An 18,058-nucleotide genomic window follows, 5' to 3' on the forward strand; every position below is an offset into this window, starting at 1 on the left:
TCCCGGCATGCCCCCACCCCCTGGGGTCTGCCGGGGACCACTCCCTGCACGCCCGTGAGAGAGGGAACCCAGCCCCATGGCACGTACGTCCTCAGCTGTCGCCGGCTTCGTCGCGGGCGTGGTCGTGGCCGCGAGCACCACCGCGATTGCCGTCACCGGTACGACGACCAGCGGCACCGACCTCAATTCCAAGGCCACCACCACCTGGCTGACCGTCAAGGTCGCCGACGCCATGGGCACCAGGGACACCATCACCTGGGTTCCCACCGGCTCCTTCGCCGGCTCCGCGGAGGAACGGGTCCCGCGTTACCCGATGACCGCCATCCAGGGCAAGGACACCAAGGAGCTCAAGCTCTCCGCCGTCCGCAACGAGCAGGTCTCGGCGCAGCTGGCGATCGCCTCAGGCCAGAACCTCGACGACGTCAAGGCCGTGGTCGGCGACCTCACCGGGCCCGGCGGAGCGAAGCTGTCCGGTGACGACACCGACGTCCGGTTCGTCAAGTATGTGCCCGTGCAGCGCTCCAAGAGCGAGGTCGACTGGTCCGCCACCATCGACCAAGTCAGCTCCGGCAAGGAGGTGTCCGGCGACCGCAACCCCGACGTGGTCGGCGACGCGCTCGAGGAGCGGTCCTCCGTGGACGTGCCCGCGTACGCGGCGCAGCCGCTGTGGTTCACCTTCCACATCCCCAAAAAGGCCAGGCCCGGCACCTATACCGGCACGGTCAAGGTCAACGCCGACGGCCGCACTCAGGCCAGCTATCCGCTGACCATCCAGGTCGCCGACGCGAGCGTGCCCGACCCGAAGGACTACGACTTCTTCCTCGACGTATGGGCGCAGCCAGAGACGATCGCCAAGAACCACGGCGTCAAACTCTGGTCCGAGCAGCACTGGAAGCTGATCGAGAAGTACAACCGCGACCTGGCCTCGCGCGGCCAGAAGGTCATCAACACCACCATCGTCGACAACCCGTGGCACCACCAGTGGTCGCTCGGCACCCGGGAGTCGCAGACCGCCACGCCGTACACCAGCATGGTGGGCTGGAACTGGAACGGAAAGACGTTCTCCTTCGACTTCAGCCGCTGGGACCAGTACGTCCAGACCGCCAGACGCGCCGGTCTCGGGCCCGACATCGGCGCCTTCTCCATGCTGGCGTTCCAGGACCAGGAGCACCTCACCTACACCGACACCAGCACCGGCAAGACCGTCTACGAGAACGTCGATCTGGGCGGGAACCGCTGGCGGGAGGCGTGGGGAGCGTTCCTACCCGCCTTCGAGAAGCATCTGAAGGCGAAGGGCTGGCTAGACAACACCTGGCTGTCCTTCGACGAGCGGCCCATCGACACCATGACGGTCGTCAAGGACTTCGTCCACGAGGTCGCGCCAGCCTTCGACAACCGTATCTCTGTGGCCGGTTCGATCAGCACCGAGGGCGTGGCGTCCAACCTCTCCGTCGACTGGGGCGGCATCGACGCGATGACGAAGGAGAAGGTGGCGGAGCGACGCAAGGCCGGCAAGATCACAACCTTCTACGTGTACGGCTCGCCGGCCCACCCCAACACGCTGTCGTACTCGCCCGCCGTCGAGTCGCGGATGCTGCCGTGGATCTCCGCCCAGCGAAATCTGGACGGTTTCCTGCGCTGGTCGTACAACAGCTGGACCAGCGACCCCTTCAAGCAGCCGGTGCACATCTTCACGCAGGGCGACGAATACCTGGTCTACCCGGGCAAGGACGGCCCGATGTCCAGCATCCGCTGGGAGCAGCTGAAGGAGGGCATCGAGGACTACGAACTCATCGCCCAGCTACGGAAGAAGGACGGCGGCACCGACAGCGACGCGCTGACCGAGGCCCTCACCACCGCGACCCGGAACCTCGACGGCCGGACGAAGGACGTCAGCGACATCGAGACCGCGCGGGCGGCAATCGTGAAGGAGCTGACGTCATGAGGGGCAAGTGGAGATCTCTGCTGCTCGCCGGAGCACTGACTGTCATGCCCCTGACCAGTACAGGTGTCGCGACACCGGCCCAGGCGGGGCAACAGGCCCAGGCGCAGCACACCGTCACCTACGACCAGTACTCCGTGCGGGTCGACGGCAAGCCCCTGTACCTCTGGGGCGCCGAGTTCCACTACTTCCGGCTGCCCAGCCCCGACGCGTGGCGCGACGTACTGCAGAAGATCAAGGCGGACGGATTCAACGCGGTCTCGCTCTACTTCGACTGGGGCTACCACTCGGCCAAGCCGGGCTCGTACGACTTCACCGGCATCCGCGATGTGGAGCGGCTGCTCGACGAGGCCGAGCGCGCGGGCCTGTATGTGATCGCCCGCCCGGGCCCGTACATCAACGCGGAGGTCTCCGGCGGCGGCATGCCAGCCTGGCGGAAGACACAGGCCGGCGTGAACCGCACCTCCGAGCCGGAGTACATGAAGGCGGCCCGGGAGTGGATGAGCCGGATCAACCCGATCATCGCGCGCCACCAACTCACCCGTGGCACGGGGTCGGTGATCCTCTACCAGGTCGAGAACGAGTACCAGGGCGGTCGGCACGACGCCGACTACATGCAGACCCTCATCGACTGGGCGAAGGAAGACGGCATCGATGTGCCCACCTTCGTCAACGACGGCGGCGCCAACAGAAACTGGGTCAGCGGCAAGGGCGCCCCGGACATCTACGGCTTCGACGCCTACCCGCAGGGCTTCGACTGCAAGAACCCCGACACCTGGAAGAACCTGCCCGACTACTCGTACGTCAACGAGTGGAAGCCCGAGTCTCCTCTGATCATCCCGGAGGCACAGGGCGGCGCCTTCGACCCCTGGGGCGGCACCGGATACCAGGACTGCGCGAAACTCACCGGCACCGACTTCACCCGGGTGTTCAGCAAGATGAACATCGCCGCCGGAGTGAGCGGCCAGTCCTTCTACATGACCTACGGCGGCACCAACTGGGGCTGGCTCGCCGACCCCAACGCGGTCTACACGTCGTACGACTACGGGGCCCCGATCAACGAGTCCCGTCAACTCACCGGCAAGTACCAGGAGTTCAAGCGTCTCGGGTACATGGTCAACTCGGTGACCTCGCTGGCGCGCACAGACAAGGCCGAGGCCCCCGTCCCGTCAGACGACGCCCTGCACATCGACCGGCGCGTCAACCCCGACGACGGCACCCAATTCTTCACCGTCCGGCACGCCGACACCCGCGTGAAGGACAAGGACGAAACCACCCTGTCCCTCTCGGGCAAGGACGGCGACTACCCGCGCGTCCCGCAGCAGGGCGAGATCACCGTCGACGGCCGGGACGCCAAACTCCTCGTCGCGGGCTACGACCTGGGTGGCCAGCGGCTCGTCTACTCCACCTCGGAGATCATGACGCACGCCCGGATCGGCGACCGGGACGTGGCGCTGCTGTACGGGCGTGAGGGCGAGGCCGGCGAGACCGTGCTGCGGTACGCCGAGCGGCCCAAGGTGACCGCCCTCGACGGCGATGTCACCACCACCTGGGACGCCGACCGCGGCGACCTGCGCCTGAACTACACGCACGAGGGCCTGGCCCGCGTGCTGGTGAACCACCTGGAGCTACTGATCGCCGACACCTCCGAGACCGCCCACTGGTGGCGACAGGACACCGCCGCGGGCCCGGTTCTCGTACGAGGCCCGTCCCTCGTCCGTACCGCCGAACAGGCGGGCGGCATCCTGAAGTTGACCGGCGACTCCACCAAAGCCGCAAAGATCGAGGTCATCGCGGACGCCAACAAGGTGACCTGGAACGGCCGCAAGGTCGCCGTCACCCAAGCGCCGCGCCCGGTCGAGCTGCCCGCGCTCACGACATGGAAGTACAAGGAGGAGACACCGGAGGCCGCCCCGGGCTTCGACGACTCCGCCTGGACCACCGCCGACCACCTCACCGCCAACAACCCGGAGCTGGCCGGGTCGCTGCCCGTCCTCGCGATGGACGAGTACGGCTACCACCACGGCAACGTCTGGTATCGCGGCCGGTTCAGGACCACCGGCGCCGCGACCGCGCTCGCACTCGACACCAAGACCGGTCCGACCGGCCAGTACGCGGTCTGGCTCAACGGCCGCTACCTCGGCAGCTCCGGCAACGGCGCGCACACCTTCGACATCCCGGCGGACACGCTGAAGGACAGCGGGGACAACGTCCTCTCCGTCCTCGTGGAGAACGCGGGCCACAACGAGGAATGGGGCCACGACTACTCCAAGGAGCCACGCGGTCTGCTCGGCGCCGAGGTGATCGGCGGAGCCTCAACCCTCACCTGGAAGATCCAGGGCAGCCGCGGCGGTGACGACCCGGTCGACACCGCCCGGGGCCCGTACAACAACGGCGGGCTGTACGGGGAGCGGGCCGGCTGGTCGCTGCCGGGATACCCCGACGGCGGCTGGAAGAGCACCACGCTCTCCGGGAAGACCGGGCCAGGCGTGCGCTGGTACCGCACCTCCGCCCGGCTCGACCTGCCGCAAGGCCAGGACAACGCGATCGCACTCGATCTCGCCGAAGCCGACGGCGGCAGCACCGGCTACCGCACCCAGATCTTCGTCAACGGCTGGCTGATCGGCCGCTATTTGCCGGACACCGGACCCCAGACACGGTTCGTCATCCCCAAGGGCATCCTGCGCGAGCAGGGCAGCAACACCATCGCCCTGGCCGTGTGGTCCACCGAGGCCGGTGCGGGCCCGGGTTCAGCAAAGCTCGTCAACCTCGGCGCCTCGGCGGGCGGGATCAAGGTCGGTACGGTGGCCGCGCCCTCGTACGACGCCAAGACGTACGCCATGCCGGACTCCGGCGCCCGTGTCACCGTCGACGCCGAACCGTTTCTGAGCACCGGCACCACCGCCAAGGTCCCCGTCACCGTCAGCGTGCCGAAGGACGCGCCGACCGCCCGGAACGTCGAGCTGGCGCTGAAGGTCCCGGACGGCTGGACCGCGACCACCGACGACACCACCCGTTTCGACCGGGTCCGGCCCGGCGACACGGTAACCGCCGACTACACGGTCACCCCACCCGGCGACCCGGTCCACTACGCCGTCCTGTCCGCGACCGCCAAGCTCACCCAACCCGGCCGTCCGGGCACCGTCACGGGTGTACGGGCCGTACAGGTGCCGCCGCCGGGGCTGTCCTCCGACGGCTACGTCAGCGACCTGACCCTCGTCAAGGCGGTCAACGGCTGGGGTCCGGTGGAGAAGGACGCCTCCAACGGGGAGTCCGCAGCCGGTGACGGACACCCCCTGAGCATCGGCGGCACTATCTACACCAAGGGCCTCGGCGTGCACGCGAACAGCCAGATCCGGGTCTATCTCGGCGGCGGCTGCACCCGCTTCACCGCTACCGCCGGGGTGGACGACGAGGTCAGTGACAGCGGCAGCGTCTCCTTCCAGGTGATCGCCGACGGCCGCTCCCTCATCACAACCCCGGTGGTGCGCGGCTCCGACGGCAGCACCGACATCGGCGTGGACGTGACCGACGCCCGCTGGCTCGACCTGCTGGTCGACGGGGACGGCGATGTCTCCACGGACCACGCCGACTGGGCCGACGCCAAGCTGACCTGCGCGGGAGGCACCTCGTGAACCTCGCCCGAGTCCCACAACTGCGTACCCCTCTGGCCGCGACGTTGGCCGCCGTACTGCTCGCGATCCTGACCGTGGCAGTGCCCGCCCACGCCACGGTCCGGACCGCCGCAGCCGCCAAGCCCACGCCGCACACGGTCAGTTACGACAAGTACTCCGTCAAGGTCGACGGCAAGCGGCTCTTCGTCTGGTCCGGGGAGTTCCACTACTGGCGGCTCCCCAGCCCCGACCTGTGGCGCGACGTACTCCAGAAGATCAAGGCGAGCGGCATGAACGCCGTCTCGATCTATTTCGACTGGGGCTACCACTCTCCGGCGAAAGGCCGTTACGACTTCACCGGTATCCGTGACGTCGACAAGCTCCTCGACATGGCTGAGGAGGCCGGGCTCTATGTCATCGCCCGGCCGGGCCCATACATCAACGCCGAGACAGACGGCGGAGGCTTCCCCGGCTGGCTGATGACGCAGAAGGGACAGGCCCGCTCCACTGACCCCGAATACCTCGACGCCGCCCGCGAGTGGCTCAAGGAGATCGACAAGATCCTCGCCCGCCGCCAGGTCACCGACGGCACCGGACCGGTGCTGCTCTACCAAGTCGAGAACGAGTTGTACGACCCCGAAGGCCGCGACTACATCGTCGATCTCTCCAAGCAGGTACGAGCCGACGGCATCACCGTGCCCCTGGTCGGCAACGAGCCGATGCCGCGGTACGCGGGCGGCGAGGGCCTGGACTTCGTCGGCGAGCTGGACCAGTACAACTCCTTCTGCAAGGGCGAGTGGTGGTTGCCCACACTCGCGCGCCAGGACGAGAGCAAGCCGCTGGCGGTCTTCGAGGCGGGCACCGGCTGGTTCCAGACCTGGGGCGACACCGGCTACGACGAGTGCAGGCAGAAGATGGGCCCCGCCTACCAGAAGATCGTCAACAAGCACGAGGTCATGCAGGGCACGACCATCGAAAACCTCTACATGACCTACGGCGGCACCAACTGGGGCTGGCTCGCCGACCCGCGCCAGGTCTACACCTCGTATGACTACGGCGCCCCGATCAGCGAGCCCCGCCAGACGGGCGCCGACTACGACGAGCTGAAGCGGCAGGGCCTCTTCTACACCACCACAGGACCGCTCACCGCCACCGATCCGGCCGACGCCCCCGCCTCGTCCAACGACGCCGTGCACATCGAGGCCCGCGCCAACCCGGACACCGGCACCCAGTTCCTCTACCTCCGGCACGGCGACCCGATGGCCGACGCCGACGCCACCACTACCTTCGACTGGAAGACGCCGGACGGCACGTATCCGGTCACCGCCCGGCTCAACGGCAAGACCGGCAAGATCCTCGTCGCCAGCCATGACCTCGGCGGCGGCCAGCGGCTCGTCTACTCCACCAGCGAGCTGCTGACCAGCGCGCGGACCGGTGAACGCACCCAGGCCGTGCTGTACGGCGGCGAGGGCGACCCGGGACAGACGATGCTCCGCTACTCCTCCGAGCCCAAGGTCACGGTGCTGGACGGCAAGGCGGACGCCACCTGGGACGCCGAGCGCGGCGACCTGAAGCTGGACTACACCCACTCCGGCCTCACCCGGGTCCTCGTCCAGGGCGGCGGCCGCCCCGATCTGCTGCTGCTCATCGGCACCGATGCCGAGGCCGCCGGCTTCTGGCGGCAGGACACGGCGGCCGGTCCCGTGCTGGAACGCGGCACCGAACTGGTCCGTACGGCGTCCGTCACCGGCCGGGGGACGACGCTCGCCCTCACCGGCGATGCGAAGAAGGCGGGCCCTCTAGAGGTCTTCGCACCGCCCGGCGTACGGAAGGTCACCTGGAACGGCGCACCCCTCAAGGTGAAGGCGACCTCCTTCGGCAGCCTGCTGGGCACCGTGCCCGGCCCGAAGGACGTCAAGCTCCCCGAGCTGACCGGCTGGAAGACGTCTGCCGAAACACCGGAGGCCGACCCGGACTTCGACGACTCGTCCTGGACGTACGCCGACAAGCTGACCACCGACAACCCGACCAAGCCCGGGACTCTACCGGTGCTCTACCAGGACGAGTACGGCTATCACTACGGCTATGTCTGGTACCGCGGCCGCTTCAAGGCCACCGGCACCGAGAAGTCCCTCTCCCTGACCGCCTCCGCCACCAACCCGAACACCGGCTCGGCCGCGGTTGGCGCGTACTCGGTGTGGATCAACGGAAAGTTCGCCGGCACGAGCAAGACCGGCCGCCAGACCTTCCCCCTCGCCGACGGGTTGCTGCACAAGGGCAAGGAGAACGTGATCTCCGTCCTGGTCGGCAACATGGGCCACAACGAGGACTTCACCTGGAACAGCGACGACCACAAGCAGCCGCGCGGCCTGACCACGGCGTATCTCGCAGGCTCCGACGCGCAGATCACCTGGCGCATCCAGGGTGCCCGGGGCGGTGAGCAGCCCGTCGACACCGTACGCGGACACATGAACAACGGCGGTCTGTACGGGGAGCGTTCGGGCTGGACCCTGCCCGGCTACCCGGACCGCACCTGGGACGACACCACGCTGCCGGTCAGTGACACCACCCCCGGCATCGCCTGGTACCGCACCACCTTCAACCCCCGGCTGCCCAAGGGCCAGGACGTCTCCGTCGGCGTCACCATCACCGACGACCCCGACCGGAATTACCGCGCCCTCATCTATGTCAACGGCTGGCTGATGGGCAACTACGTCAACGACACCGGTCCGCAGCACACGTTCCCCATCCCGAACGGCATTCTGCGGGCCGACGGCAAGAACACCATCGCCATCGCCTCGTGGAGCGAGGACGCGAAGAGCGGTGGCCTCGGGAAGGTGGGTCTCACCACGCTCGGCAATGTCACCTCCTCGCTGCGGGTCGCCGATGTGGCCGCCCCGGCCTACGACGCCGCCACCTACGCCGACCCGGACACCGCGGCGCGGGTGAGCGTCAACGCCCCCGACACCGTCGAGCCGGGCAACAGCTACCAGGTCACGACGACCGCTGACGTACCGGACGACGGCAAGGCGCTCCGCGACCTCACCCTGAGCCCGAAGCTGCCCGACGGCTGGACCGCGACCCCGGCCGACCCGGTGCGGCTCGGCACCCTCAAACCCGGTGCCTCGGCGAAAGCCCGGTGGACCGTCACCGTGCCCGCCGACCAGAAGACCGGCACTGTCGCGATTCTCCGCGTCACCGCCGACTTCACCCGCGCCGGCAAGCCCGGTTCGGTGACCGGGGAACAAGTGGTGGCGGCTCAGCCACCGCCGCTCACGACCGGCGAACACTACGTCAGCGATCTGCCGTTCCAGTCCAGCAGCAACGGCTGGGGGCCGGTCGAACGCGACCAGTCCGTCGGCGAGAACGCCGAGGGCGACGGCCTGCCGCTCACTCTCCACGACACCGTCTACGACAAGGGCCTCGGCACCCACGCCGCCAGCAGCGTGCAAGTGTGGCTCGGCGGCACCTGCACCACCTTCCACGCCGCGCTCGGCCTCGATCAGGAGACCTACGGCCGGTCCGACGGCCCGGCCACCGTCGCCTACACCGTCCTCGCCGACGGAACCCCCGTCTACGAGAGCGGCACCGTCGACCGGGACACCGCGGCGAAGAAGATCGACGTCGACGTGGCGGGCGCGCGCCGGCTCGAACTCGTCGTATCGGACGCCGGGGACGGCAACGCCCTCGACCACGCCGACTGGGCCAACGCCAAGCTGACCTGTGAGGGCGGTGTCTGATGCCCCTGCTGAGACAAACCGTCCGACACGGCTCGGCGGCGCTGCTCCTGGCCGCCCCGCTGCTCGGCACGGCAGCCGCGGCGACCGCCGCCGAATCCCGGCCGACCACCTTCGTGACGCCACGCTACGAACTGCGCCTTGCGACCGACCGGCTGGCCCTCACCACGGTACGGACGGGCCGGACCGTCCTGGCCACCGCGCCCGGGGCGTTCCGGTTCCGGATCGGCGGCGACTGGCACATCGTCCGGGAGGTCACCGCCGGCACCCGCGACGGCAACACCGTGCGCGTCTCCGCCGCCACCGACCTGCCGGGCGTCACGGTCGAGCTGCGGATCACCCTGCGGTCCGACCGGTACGACGTGAACTGGTCCCTGTCCGGCGCCCACGCCGACGCGCTCAGCACGGCGTACGACCTGAGCAGCGCCGGGCACTGGTACGGCCACGGCGAGAACAGCGACCAGACCGTCCAGCCGTGGCCGCTGGACTCCGGGCAACTGGTGGACACCGGGTTCAGCCCGGCGTCGTACCAGGTGGTCTCCCCCTTCTGGTACACCTCCAGCGCCACCGGGCTGTGGGCGAACACCGACGACCCGATGGACGTGCGGATCAACTCCGGCGGCAACGGACTCGGCGAGTTCACCGTCACCGGAGACCGACCCGCCGCCTCCACGGTGTTCGTCGAGGACACGCCCGCCGCGGTGTACCGCGACCACATCTCGCTGGTCGGAAAGCCCGCGCGCTCCGACACCCCCTACGAGCAGTACGCCACCCCGCTGTGGAACTCCTGGGCCCAGCTCTACGGCGAACAGACCCAGAAGAACGTCCTCGACTGGGCCCGCGTGCTGGCCGGGGCCGGGCTCCGCGGGCACGCCCTGCAGATCGAGGAGAGCGTGATCGCCGCCGACTTCGGCGAACGCTTCCCCGATCTGCCCGCCCTGTCGAAGGAACTCGGCCGCCTCGGCTTCGACCTCGGGATATGGACCGGCCTGTACGTGCCCGAGACCGCCGCCAATTTCTCGTACGCCGTCGACAACGGATATCTCCTGAAAGACCCCTCCGACCCGGCCAAACCCTGCCTGTTCACCTGGTGGAACGGCCGGCAGACCGGGCTGATCGACCTGGCCAACCCGGCCGCGCGGCAGTGGTACACCGACGACCTCAAAGCGCAGACAAGCGAGTTGGGGGTCGCCGCGTTCAAGTTCGACACCGCCTTCTTCGACGACCGGTGCGCCCCCTATCCGGGGGCCACCCGCGCCGACTACGTGAAGTACGGCACCGAGCTGGCCGACGCGTTCGACCAGCAGGGAGCGGGGTTACGGGTCGCGTGGAACGCCGCGCAGGCCAAGGGCTTCGCCACCCGCACCGCCGACAAGCCGACCACCTTCGCGGGGCTGCGCGCCGCGGTCTCGGCCAACCTGGCGGTCTCCACGATCGGCTACCCCTTCGTCGAGACCGACATGATCGGCGGCTCGCTCGGCTACCCGCCACCCACCAAGCAGGTCCTGACCCGCTGGGCGCAGGCGGCCTCCCTGATGCCGCTGATGTACGCCTCGACCTCACCCACCGGTGTAAGGGACGCAACGACCGGTGCATGGGTCGGCTACGACCGGGAGACGGTCGACCTCTACCGCGCCGCCATCGCCACGCACGAGCGGCTGGCCCCGTACATCTGGGACCAGGTGCAGCAGACGCTGAAGACCGGCGATCCGATCATGCGACCGCTGTTCTTCGACTTTCCGGGCGACCTCGCGGAAGACGAGCGGGCGTACACCGTCTCCGACGAGTGGATGCTCGGGCCCGCCGTGCTGGCCGCGCCGAAGCTCGACGCGGGCACCATCCGGGACATCTTCCTGCCGTCCGGAAAATGGCGCGACGTCAACAACGGCACAGTCGTCCGCGGCCCCGTGACGCTCACGGGCTACGCGGCCCCGCTCGGGGTGACCCCGGCGTTCGTGAACCTCAAGGCCAAGGGCGCCACCAAGGCGTATGAGGCGCTCGCGCGTACCGGCGTGGCGCGGTAGGGGGCGAGATGCCTTCGATACGCAGCGGGCTCGCGGTGTTGATGCCGGCGGTCGTGGCGATCGTGGCTGTCGTGGCCGGGCCGGTGACGCCTGCCGGGGCAAGTCAGCAGGTTGGCCGACAGGTTGGTCAGCGCGGCTGGACGGGGACCTGGGCGACAGCGGCGAGCGAGCACTACGAGGTCGCGGGGATGTCCGAGGTGACGGTACGGATGCCGGTGCACACCAGCGTCGGCGGTTCGTCCGTACGCATCCGGCTGACCAACGCCTACGCCACCGAGCCGGTGACGATCGGGCATGCGACCGTGGGGCAGCGTGACGGCGGCTCCGCCGTGGCGCACCCATACGGCCTGCGGTTCGGCGGGAGCCGCGAGGTCACGATCCCGGCGGGCGGCGAGGCTGTCAGCGATCCGGTCGGCCTCGCCGTGCCGGCCCTGGCCGACCTGGTGGTCAGTCTCTATCTGCCCGGCCCGGTCACGCACATCACCGACCACTGGTGGGCGCAGCAGACCGTTTACTGGACGGATTACGGGGCGGGCGACCACGCCGCCGACACCGCTGGTGACGCCTTCACCTGGACCACCACGAGCTGGCCGTTCCTCAGCGGCGTCGATGTGACCGCGCCGAGGGCAGGGTCGGTGGTGGCGCTCGGTGACTCGATCACCGACGGGTCCTTCTCGACGGCCGACACCAACCAGCGCTGGCCCGACCTGTTGTCCGCCCGGCTGAACGCCTGCCTGCCCGGTGCCGGGGTGCTCAACGCGGGCATTACCAGCAACCGGATCACCGCCGGGACCGCGACGAATCCCTCCGCCCTGGACCGGCTCGACCGGGATGTGCTTTCCCAGCCGGGAGCGAGGACCCTGATCCTCTTCGAGGGGATCAACGATCTCGGCGGGGCGACCGCTGAGCAGATCATCGCCGGTATGACGGAGATCGCCGACCGGGCGCACCAGCGCCGGATGCGGGTCGTCGGCGCCACGATCACCCCGTACAAGGACTTCACCTGGGGCGGTTGGACCGAGGAGACGGAAGCCCGGCGACAGCAAGTCAACGCTTTCGTCCGGGACTCCGGCGGGGTCTTCGACGACTACGCCGACTTCGACCGGTCGGTCCGGGATCCGGCGGACCCGCGGCGGCTGGGCGCGGCGTACGACTCCGGTGACCATCTGCATCCCAATGACGCCGGGATGAAGGCCTTCGCCGACTCCATCGACCTGACCGCGCTCGGCCTCGGCCGCGGCTGTTCCTGAGGAGGACCCCGTGTTCGGACACTTACGTGGACACCTACGTGGACACAGAAGACCAGCGACCCTGGCCGCAGCCTTGGCAGCCACGGTGACAGCCCTGCTTGCGGCAGCGCCCGCCGAGGCCGGGGCCCAGCAGCGGGCGTGGACGGGGACCTGGGCGACCGCGCAGCACGCCTCGTACGACCCAGGCACCTCGGAGGTGACGGTTCGGATACCGGTGCGAGTGAGCGCGGGCGGGTCGAGCGTGCGGATTCGGCTGACCAACGGGTTCACCACCGAGCCGGTGACGATCGGGCATGCGACCGTGGGGCGGCGTGACGGCGGCGCCACCGTCACGCGACCACAGGAGCTGCGCTTCGACGGCAAGGACGAGGTGACGATCGGCGCCGGGGAGCAGGCGGCGAGCGACCGTGTCCGGCTCCCCGTCGAGGCCCGCAGCGTCCTGGTGGTCAGCCTGTACTTCCCGGGCCGGCTGACCCACATCAGCCAGCACTGGATGGGGCTGCAGACCGTCTACTGGACGCCCGACGGCGGCGGCGACCACGCCGGGGACCCCGGCGGAGCCGCGTTCACCAAGACCGACTCCACCTTCCCCTTCCTCACCGGCATCGATGTGCGGGGCGGTCCGGCGCGGGGCTCCGTGGTCGCGCTCGGCGACTCCATCACCGACGGGGCCGCCTCGACCTCGGACGCCGACCGGCGCTGGCCCGACTACCTGGCCGGCCGCCTCGCCGCCTGCACGACTCCGGCCGGAGTGCTGAACGAGGGCATCAGCGGGAACCGCATCACAGCCGGGACCGACGGCAATCCCTCGGCACTGGAGCGGCTGGAGCGCGATGTGCTGTCCCAGCCGGGCGCCCGGACGGTGATCCTCTTCGAGGGCGTCAACGACCTCAGCTGGGGCGGCGCCACCGGCGACCAGGTGATCGACGGTATGCGGGAGATCGCGCGGCGGGCCCATGCCCGCGGGCTGCGGATGATCGGCGCGACCGTGGTCCCCTACCGGGGCTGGGGCGACTGGTGGACCGAGGCCAAGGAGGCCGACCGGCAGCAGGTCAACACGTTCGTACGCGACTCCGGTGGCACCTTCGACGGCTACGCCGACTTCGACCTAGCGGTACGGGACCCGGACGACCCCACCCGCTACGCCGCCGCGTTCGACTCCGGTGACCATCTGCATCCCAACGACACCGGGATGAAGGCGTTCGCCGACGCGGTCGACCTCGCCAGCCTCGGGGTGGCCCGCGACTGCCCGTCGGCACGCGTCCGGCTCACCCCGTACCGCCCGGACCTCCAGGTCGGCCACGCCACGGAGATCACCGCGACGGTCACCAACGCCGGCCCCAAGGCGGTCGACCGGGTCAGCAGCACCCTGCGCCTCCCGGAAGGCTGGAGTGCCCGGCCGGAAGGGGAGACGGGACTCGGCTCCCTGGCTCCCGGCGCGCGTTCCACCATCACCTGGAGAGTCACCCCGGCCGCCGGAACGGCCTGGGGGGCGTACGACATCGGCGTCCACACCTCCTATCGGCAGGCCGGGCGGGTGCGCCACGACGCCGACACCGTGGCCGCCGACGTCACCCCCGTCCCGTCCCCCGTGCAGCCCCCCTACAGCACGTTCGCCACCACCGACGACGCCCAATACGCCCAGAACGGCGACCAGTTCGCCCTCTGGGCGGGCGGTCAGGACCTGTCCGGCTCGAAGGACGAGAAGGCCGTGATCCACGTGCCGGACGCCGTGCCCGCCACGGGCGCCGTCACCGCCCGCCTCGTCTCCCAAACCGGCAGCGGGCCCTCCGCCAAGGCCGGGATCGCCGTCGCGAACGACCTCACCGCCCCGGAGAAGGGCGGCTACGCGGTCCTCACCATGTCCAGGAACTACGGCGTCGAGTTCATGACCGACAGCGACGGCGACGGGCATCTCGACACCTGGGCCGGGGGCGGCGCCTCCTACCACCCGGCCCGGCTGAAGCTCGTCCGCGACGGCACCGCCTACACCGCCTACGCGCGCACCGACACGGGCGCCTGGCAGCAGATCGGCACCGCCACCGTGCCGTCCGCCGCCGACGGCCCCCTCGACGCCGGGATGGTCGTGAGCGCCGTCAACCTCGACCACCCCGGCCAGAGGACCACGGCCCTCCTCGACTCCTTCTCGATCACCGGCTGAGCCCTTTCCGATCACCGACTGAGAGGCATTTCCGTGTCGTTAAGCCGCAGAAGATTCGTGACCACGGCCTCCGGGCTCGGCGCGGGCGTACTGCTCGCCCCGCCGGGCACCGCCCAGGCCCTCACCAGCGGTGACGCCGGGGGCGGCAGCCCGGACTACGAGGCCACCCAGCCATCCCTCGACACCCACCCCGTACCCCGCTGGTACAAGGACGCCAAGTTCGGCATCTTCATCCACTGGGGCGTCTACTCCGTACCCGCCGGCTCCGCCCGCCAGATGGCCGCCGAGTGGTACCTCTGGTACCAGAGCTTCGACACCGACCCCACCTGGAAGTACCACCGCGACACCTACGGCCAGGACTTCCTCTACGACGACTTCATCCCGCAGTTCACCGCCGAGAACTACGACCCGGACGCCTGGGTGCGGCTGTTCGAGCAGGCGGGCGCCGAGTACTTCGTCCTCACCAGCAAGCACCACGACGGATTCGCCCTGTTCCCCAGTGAAGTGACGGACCGCCACGCGGGAAAGTACGGACCGAAGCGAGACCTCGTCGGCCCCCTGATGGCGGCCGCCCGCAGACGCGGCACCGTCCGGCCCGGCCTCTACTACTCGCTCGGCGAGTTCTTCAACCCGGCGATCGGCCGGCCCATGAAGAACTTCTACACCGGCCAGGAAGTCCCGATGCTCGGCTACAAGCCGGTCGACGACTACATCGGGGACTACGAGCTAAAGCAACTGCAGGAGATCACCGACCGGTACGACCCGGACCTGCTGTGGGCGGACGGCCAGTGGTTCCGCCCCACCGACAACCCGCCGTGGCGCAGCGAAGAGGCGCTGGCCCACTACTACAACCAGGCCAAGAACCGCAGGAAGCCCAAGGGTGTCGTGGCCAACGACCGCTTCGACACACACTACGACTTCACCACCTACGAGCAGCGCACCAACCCCACCATGGACCCGCAGAAGTGGGAGTGCTGCATCACCATGGGCTACTCCTGGGGCTACAACAAGTTCGAGATCGAGGAGGACTACAAGACCTCCGAGTTCCTCGTCCATCTGCTCACCGACGTCACCAGCAAAAACGGCAACCTGCTCCTCAACATCGGGCCAAGACCGGACGGCACCATCCCGGACGTCATGCAGCGGCGGCTGCGGGACATCGGCGCCTGGCTGGACGTCAACGGGCCCGCGATCTACGGCTCGACGCCCTGGGTGCGGGCCGAGGAGGAGGGCAGCCCGCTCGGCATCCGGTACACGGTCACCCCCGGGAAGTTCAACATCATCGTGCTGGGTGCCCCCGGCGGCACCCTCTCCGTGCCCGCCGACATCCCGATCTCGGCCACCTCGCGGATCCGGCTGCTCGGCCACGACAAGCTCCTGCGCTGGACCCGTTCGGACGGCAAGGTCCACATCAGCGTCCCGGACACCCTGCCCAGCGAGCTCGCCAACACGTTCACCGTCGACTGGGAGCGGTGAACGCATGGGTACCAAGAACACGGACGCCCTGGGGCCCACCCTCACCGTCACCACCGAACCCGCCGACCCGTCCGGCGGCGACGCGGTCACCGCCACCGCGGTCCTCGTCAACGACTGCCCGTTCCCGCTCCGCGGCACCGTCCTGTACCTCGTGGACCCCGGCGCGACGACCGCGGCGCGCACCATCCCGCTCGGTGACCTGCGCCGGGGCGCGAAGGTCACCCGCAGCTGGCGCACGTCGATGCCGGCCGACGTCGCCGGGGACGTGGCGTTCACCGCGCACGCCCTCTTCGACGTGGACGGACGCAGCGCCGACTGCGCGCGGGCCGCGAAGACCGTCACCGTGCCCTACGAACCCAACGGGGTGCGCGACCCGTACAAGCCCTTCGACACCACCGCCACCACCGAGGGCGCCCGATTCGGCCAGTTCGGGAGCCAGTTGGTGATCTGGGCGGGTGGCCGCGACCTCTCCGGCGGTACCGACGAGAAGGGCGGCATCCTGCTGCCGGGGGCCGCCGCCGCATCGAGCGTGGTGCAGGTCAAGACGGTCAGCCTCACCGGGAGCGACAATCCCACCGCCAAGTACGGGATCGCCGTCGCGAACGACCTGACGGCGCCGGCGAAGGGCGGCTACGCCGTGCTCACCATGTCGAAGTCGTACGGCGTGGAGTTCATGACCGACAGCGACGGCAACGGGCACCTCGACACCTGGGCCGGCGGCGGCGCCTCCGCCCACCCGGCCTGGCTGCGCCTGGTCCGCTCCGGCACCACCTACACCGCGTACTCCACCACCAACGGCCTCGCCTGGACCGAGATCGCCAGCGCGACCGTGCCCTCCGCGAACGGCGCCCTGGACGCCGGCGTGGTGGCCAGCGCCGTGAACCTCAACTACCCCGGCACGACGGTCCGGGCCGTGTTCGACCACTTCACCGTGGAGGAGTCGTGAACGCCTACCGCCCCGAGGAGGACTTCCTCCCACCGCCCGTCTCGCTCACCGTCACCCCACCCGCACCCGAGCCGGGCAAGGCCGTGACCCTGACGGCCACCCTCACCAACACCACCAGGATCGCGCTGCGCGGCACCATGCTCTATCTCGCCGTGGACGACACCGAGGAACCGGACAGCCTGGGCAGCCTCGCGCCCGGACGGTCGGTGACCCGCACCTGGCGGACCCGGCTCGCCGACGACGCCGAGGGCCGGATCGTGTTCACCGCGCACGCTCTCTTCGACGTGCACCGGCACGGCTCCGACTGCGCCCGCGCCGCCTCCTCCGTTCTGCTGCCGTACCGCTCACTGCCCGGGGCCTTCGACAACGCGGGGATCGCCTCCGACGACGCCCTCACCGTCGCCAACATCGACGGCTCGAACTCCAGTCTGTCCGCCGAGGCGCTGGCGTCGGTGGGACTGACCCCGGGCGCCACGGTCACGTACGGCGGGGTGACGTTCACCTGGCCGGACATCCGGCCTGGATACAGGGACAACGTCGTCTCCGCGGGCCAGAGCGTGCTGCTGTCCGGCTCCGGCTCCGGCTCCCGGCTGACCTTCCTCGGCACCAGCACCTGGGGCGAGGGCAAGGGCGACGGCAAGGTCGTCTACGCCGACGGCACCGAGCAGGCGTTCTCCGTCGCCGTCCCCGACTGGTACGGGACGAGCCCCTCCGCCGTGGTGGTGCTGCCCTACCGCCACATCACCACCGGCCGGGACGACACCCCCGTCAGCCTGTTCACCTTCGGCGTGGACCTGGCGGCCGGCAAGGAACTGCGCTCCCTGGTCCTGCCCCACGTCAGCGACGGCCTCCAGTCGGGCGTACCCGCCCTGCACATCTTTGCCATGACGATCAACTGAGCTCTGCCG

At 69.6% G+C, this 18,058-nt stretch carries 9 protein-coding genes; all 9 read left to right on the plus strand.

The genetic code is table 11. The features are described 5' to 3' along the window. Positions 1–76: 76 nt before the first annotated feature. The 9 genes from ACFVWD_RS41775 to ACFVWD_RS41815 all read left to right on the plus strand — a co-directional run bounded on the left by ACFVWD_RS41775 (position 77) and on the right by ACFVWD_RS41815 (position 18,049). Entirely contained in the window at positions 77–1,945 is a 1,869-nt protein-coding gene (locus ACFVWD_RS41775) for a glycoside hydrolase domain-containing protein (RefSeq protein WP_389603154.1), read from the plus strand. After that, positions 1,942–5,577 carry a beta-galactosidase gene (locus ACFVWD_RS41780; protein ID WP_389603155.1) on the plus strand — a complete coding sequence of 1,212 codons (3,636 nt, stop codon included), beginning with the start codon at positions 1,942–1,944 and terminating at the stop codon, positions 5,575–5,577. Before ACFVWD_RS41775 ends, ACFVWD_RS41780 begins: the two co-directional genes overlap by 4 nt. Beyond that, the gene (locus ACFVWD_RS41785) at positions 5,574–9,296 is read left to right on the plus strand and encodes a beta-galactosidase (protein ID WP_389603156.1); all 3,723 of its coding nucleotides are present in this window, start codon (positions 5,574–5,576) and stop codon (positions 9,294–9,296) included. The genes ACFVWD_RS41780 and ACFVWD_RS41785 overlap by 4 nt, the downstream gene beginning before the upstream one ends. Then, positions 9,296–11,317 (plus strand): glycoside hydrolase family 31 protein, encoded by a 2,022-nt coding sequence (locus ACFVWD_RS41790; protein WP_389603157.1) that lies wholly within the window; start codon positions 9,296–9,298, stop codon positions 11,315–11,317. Before ACFVWD_RS41785 ends, ACFVWD_RS41790 begins: the two co-directional genes overlap by 1 nt. Positions 11,318–11,325: 8 nt before the next feature. Further along, positions 11,326–12,567: an SGNH/GDSL hydrolase family protein gene (locus tag ACFVWD_RS41795; protein WP_389603158.1), complete on the plus strand. Its 1,242-nt coding sequence runs from the start codon at positions 11,326–11,328 to the stop codon at positions 12,565–12,567. A gap of 73 nt (positions 12,568–12,640) precedes the next feature. Further along, entirely contained in the window at positions 12,641–14,728 is a 2,088-nt protein-coding gene (locus ACFVWD_RS41800) for a GDSL-type esterase/lipase family protein (protein WP_389603159.1), read from the plus strand. Between the two features lie 57 nt (positions 14,729–14,785). Further along, positions 14,786–16,204, plus strand: coding sequence for an alpha-L-fucosidase (locus ACFVWD_RS41805; RefSeq protein ID WP_389603160.1), 1,419 nt, complete (start codon positions 14,786–14,788; stop codon positions 16,202–16,204). Positions 16,205–16,208: 4 nt separating this feature from the next. Then, on the plus strand, positions 16,209–17,150 hold the full coding sequence (locus ACFVWD_RS41810; RefSeq protein ID WP_389603161.1) for a hypothetical protein: 942 nt from the start codon (positions 16,209–16,211) through the stop codon (positions 17,148–17,150). Further along, entirely contained in the window at positions 17,147–18,049 is a 903-nt protein-coding gene (locus ACFVWD_RS41815) for a beta-glucosidase (RefSeq protein ID WP_389603162.1), read from the plus strand. The genes ACFVWD_RS41810 and ACFVWD_RS41815 overlap by 4 nt, the downstream gene beginning before the upstream one ends. Positions 18,050–18,058 lie beyond the last annotated feature (9 nt).

The sequence above is a fragment of the Streptomyces sp. NPDC058086 genome, from assembly GCF_042885015.1.
In the GTDB taxonomy this organism is placed as follows: Bacteria; Actinomycetota; Actinomycetes; order Streptomycetales; family Streptomycetaceae; genus Streptomyces.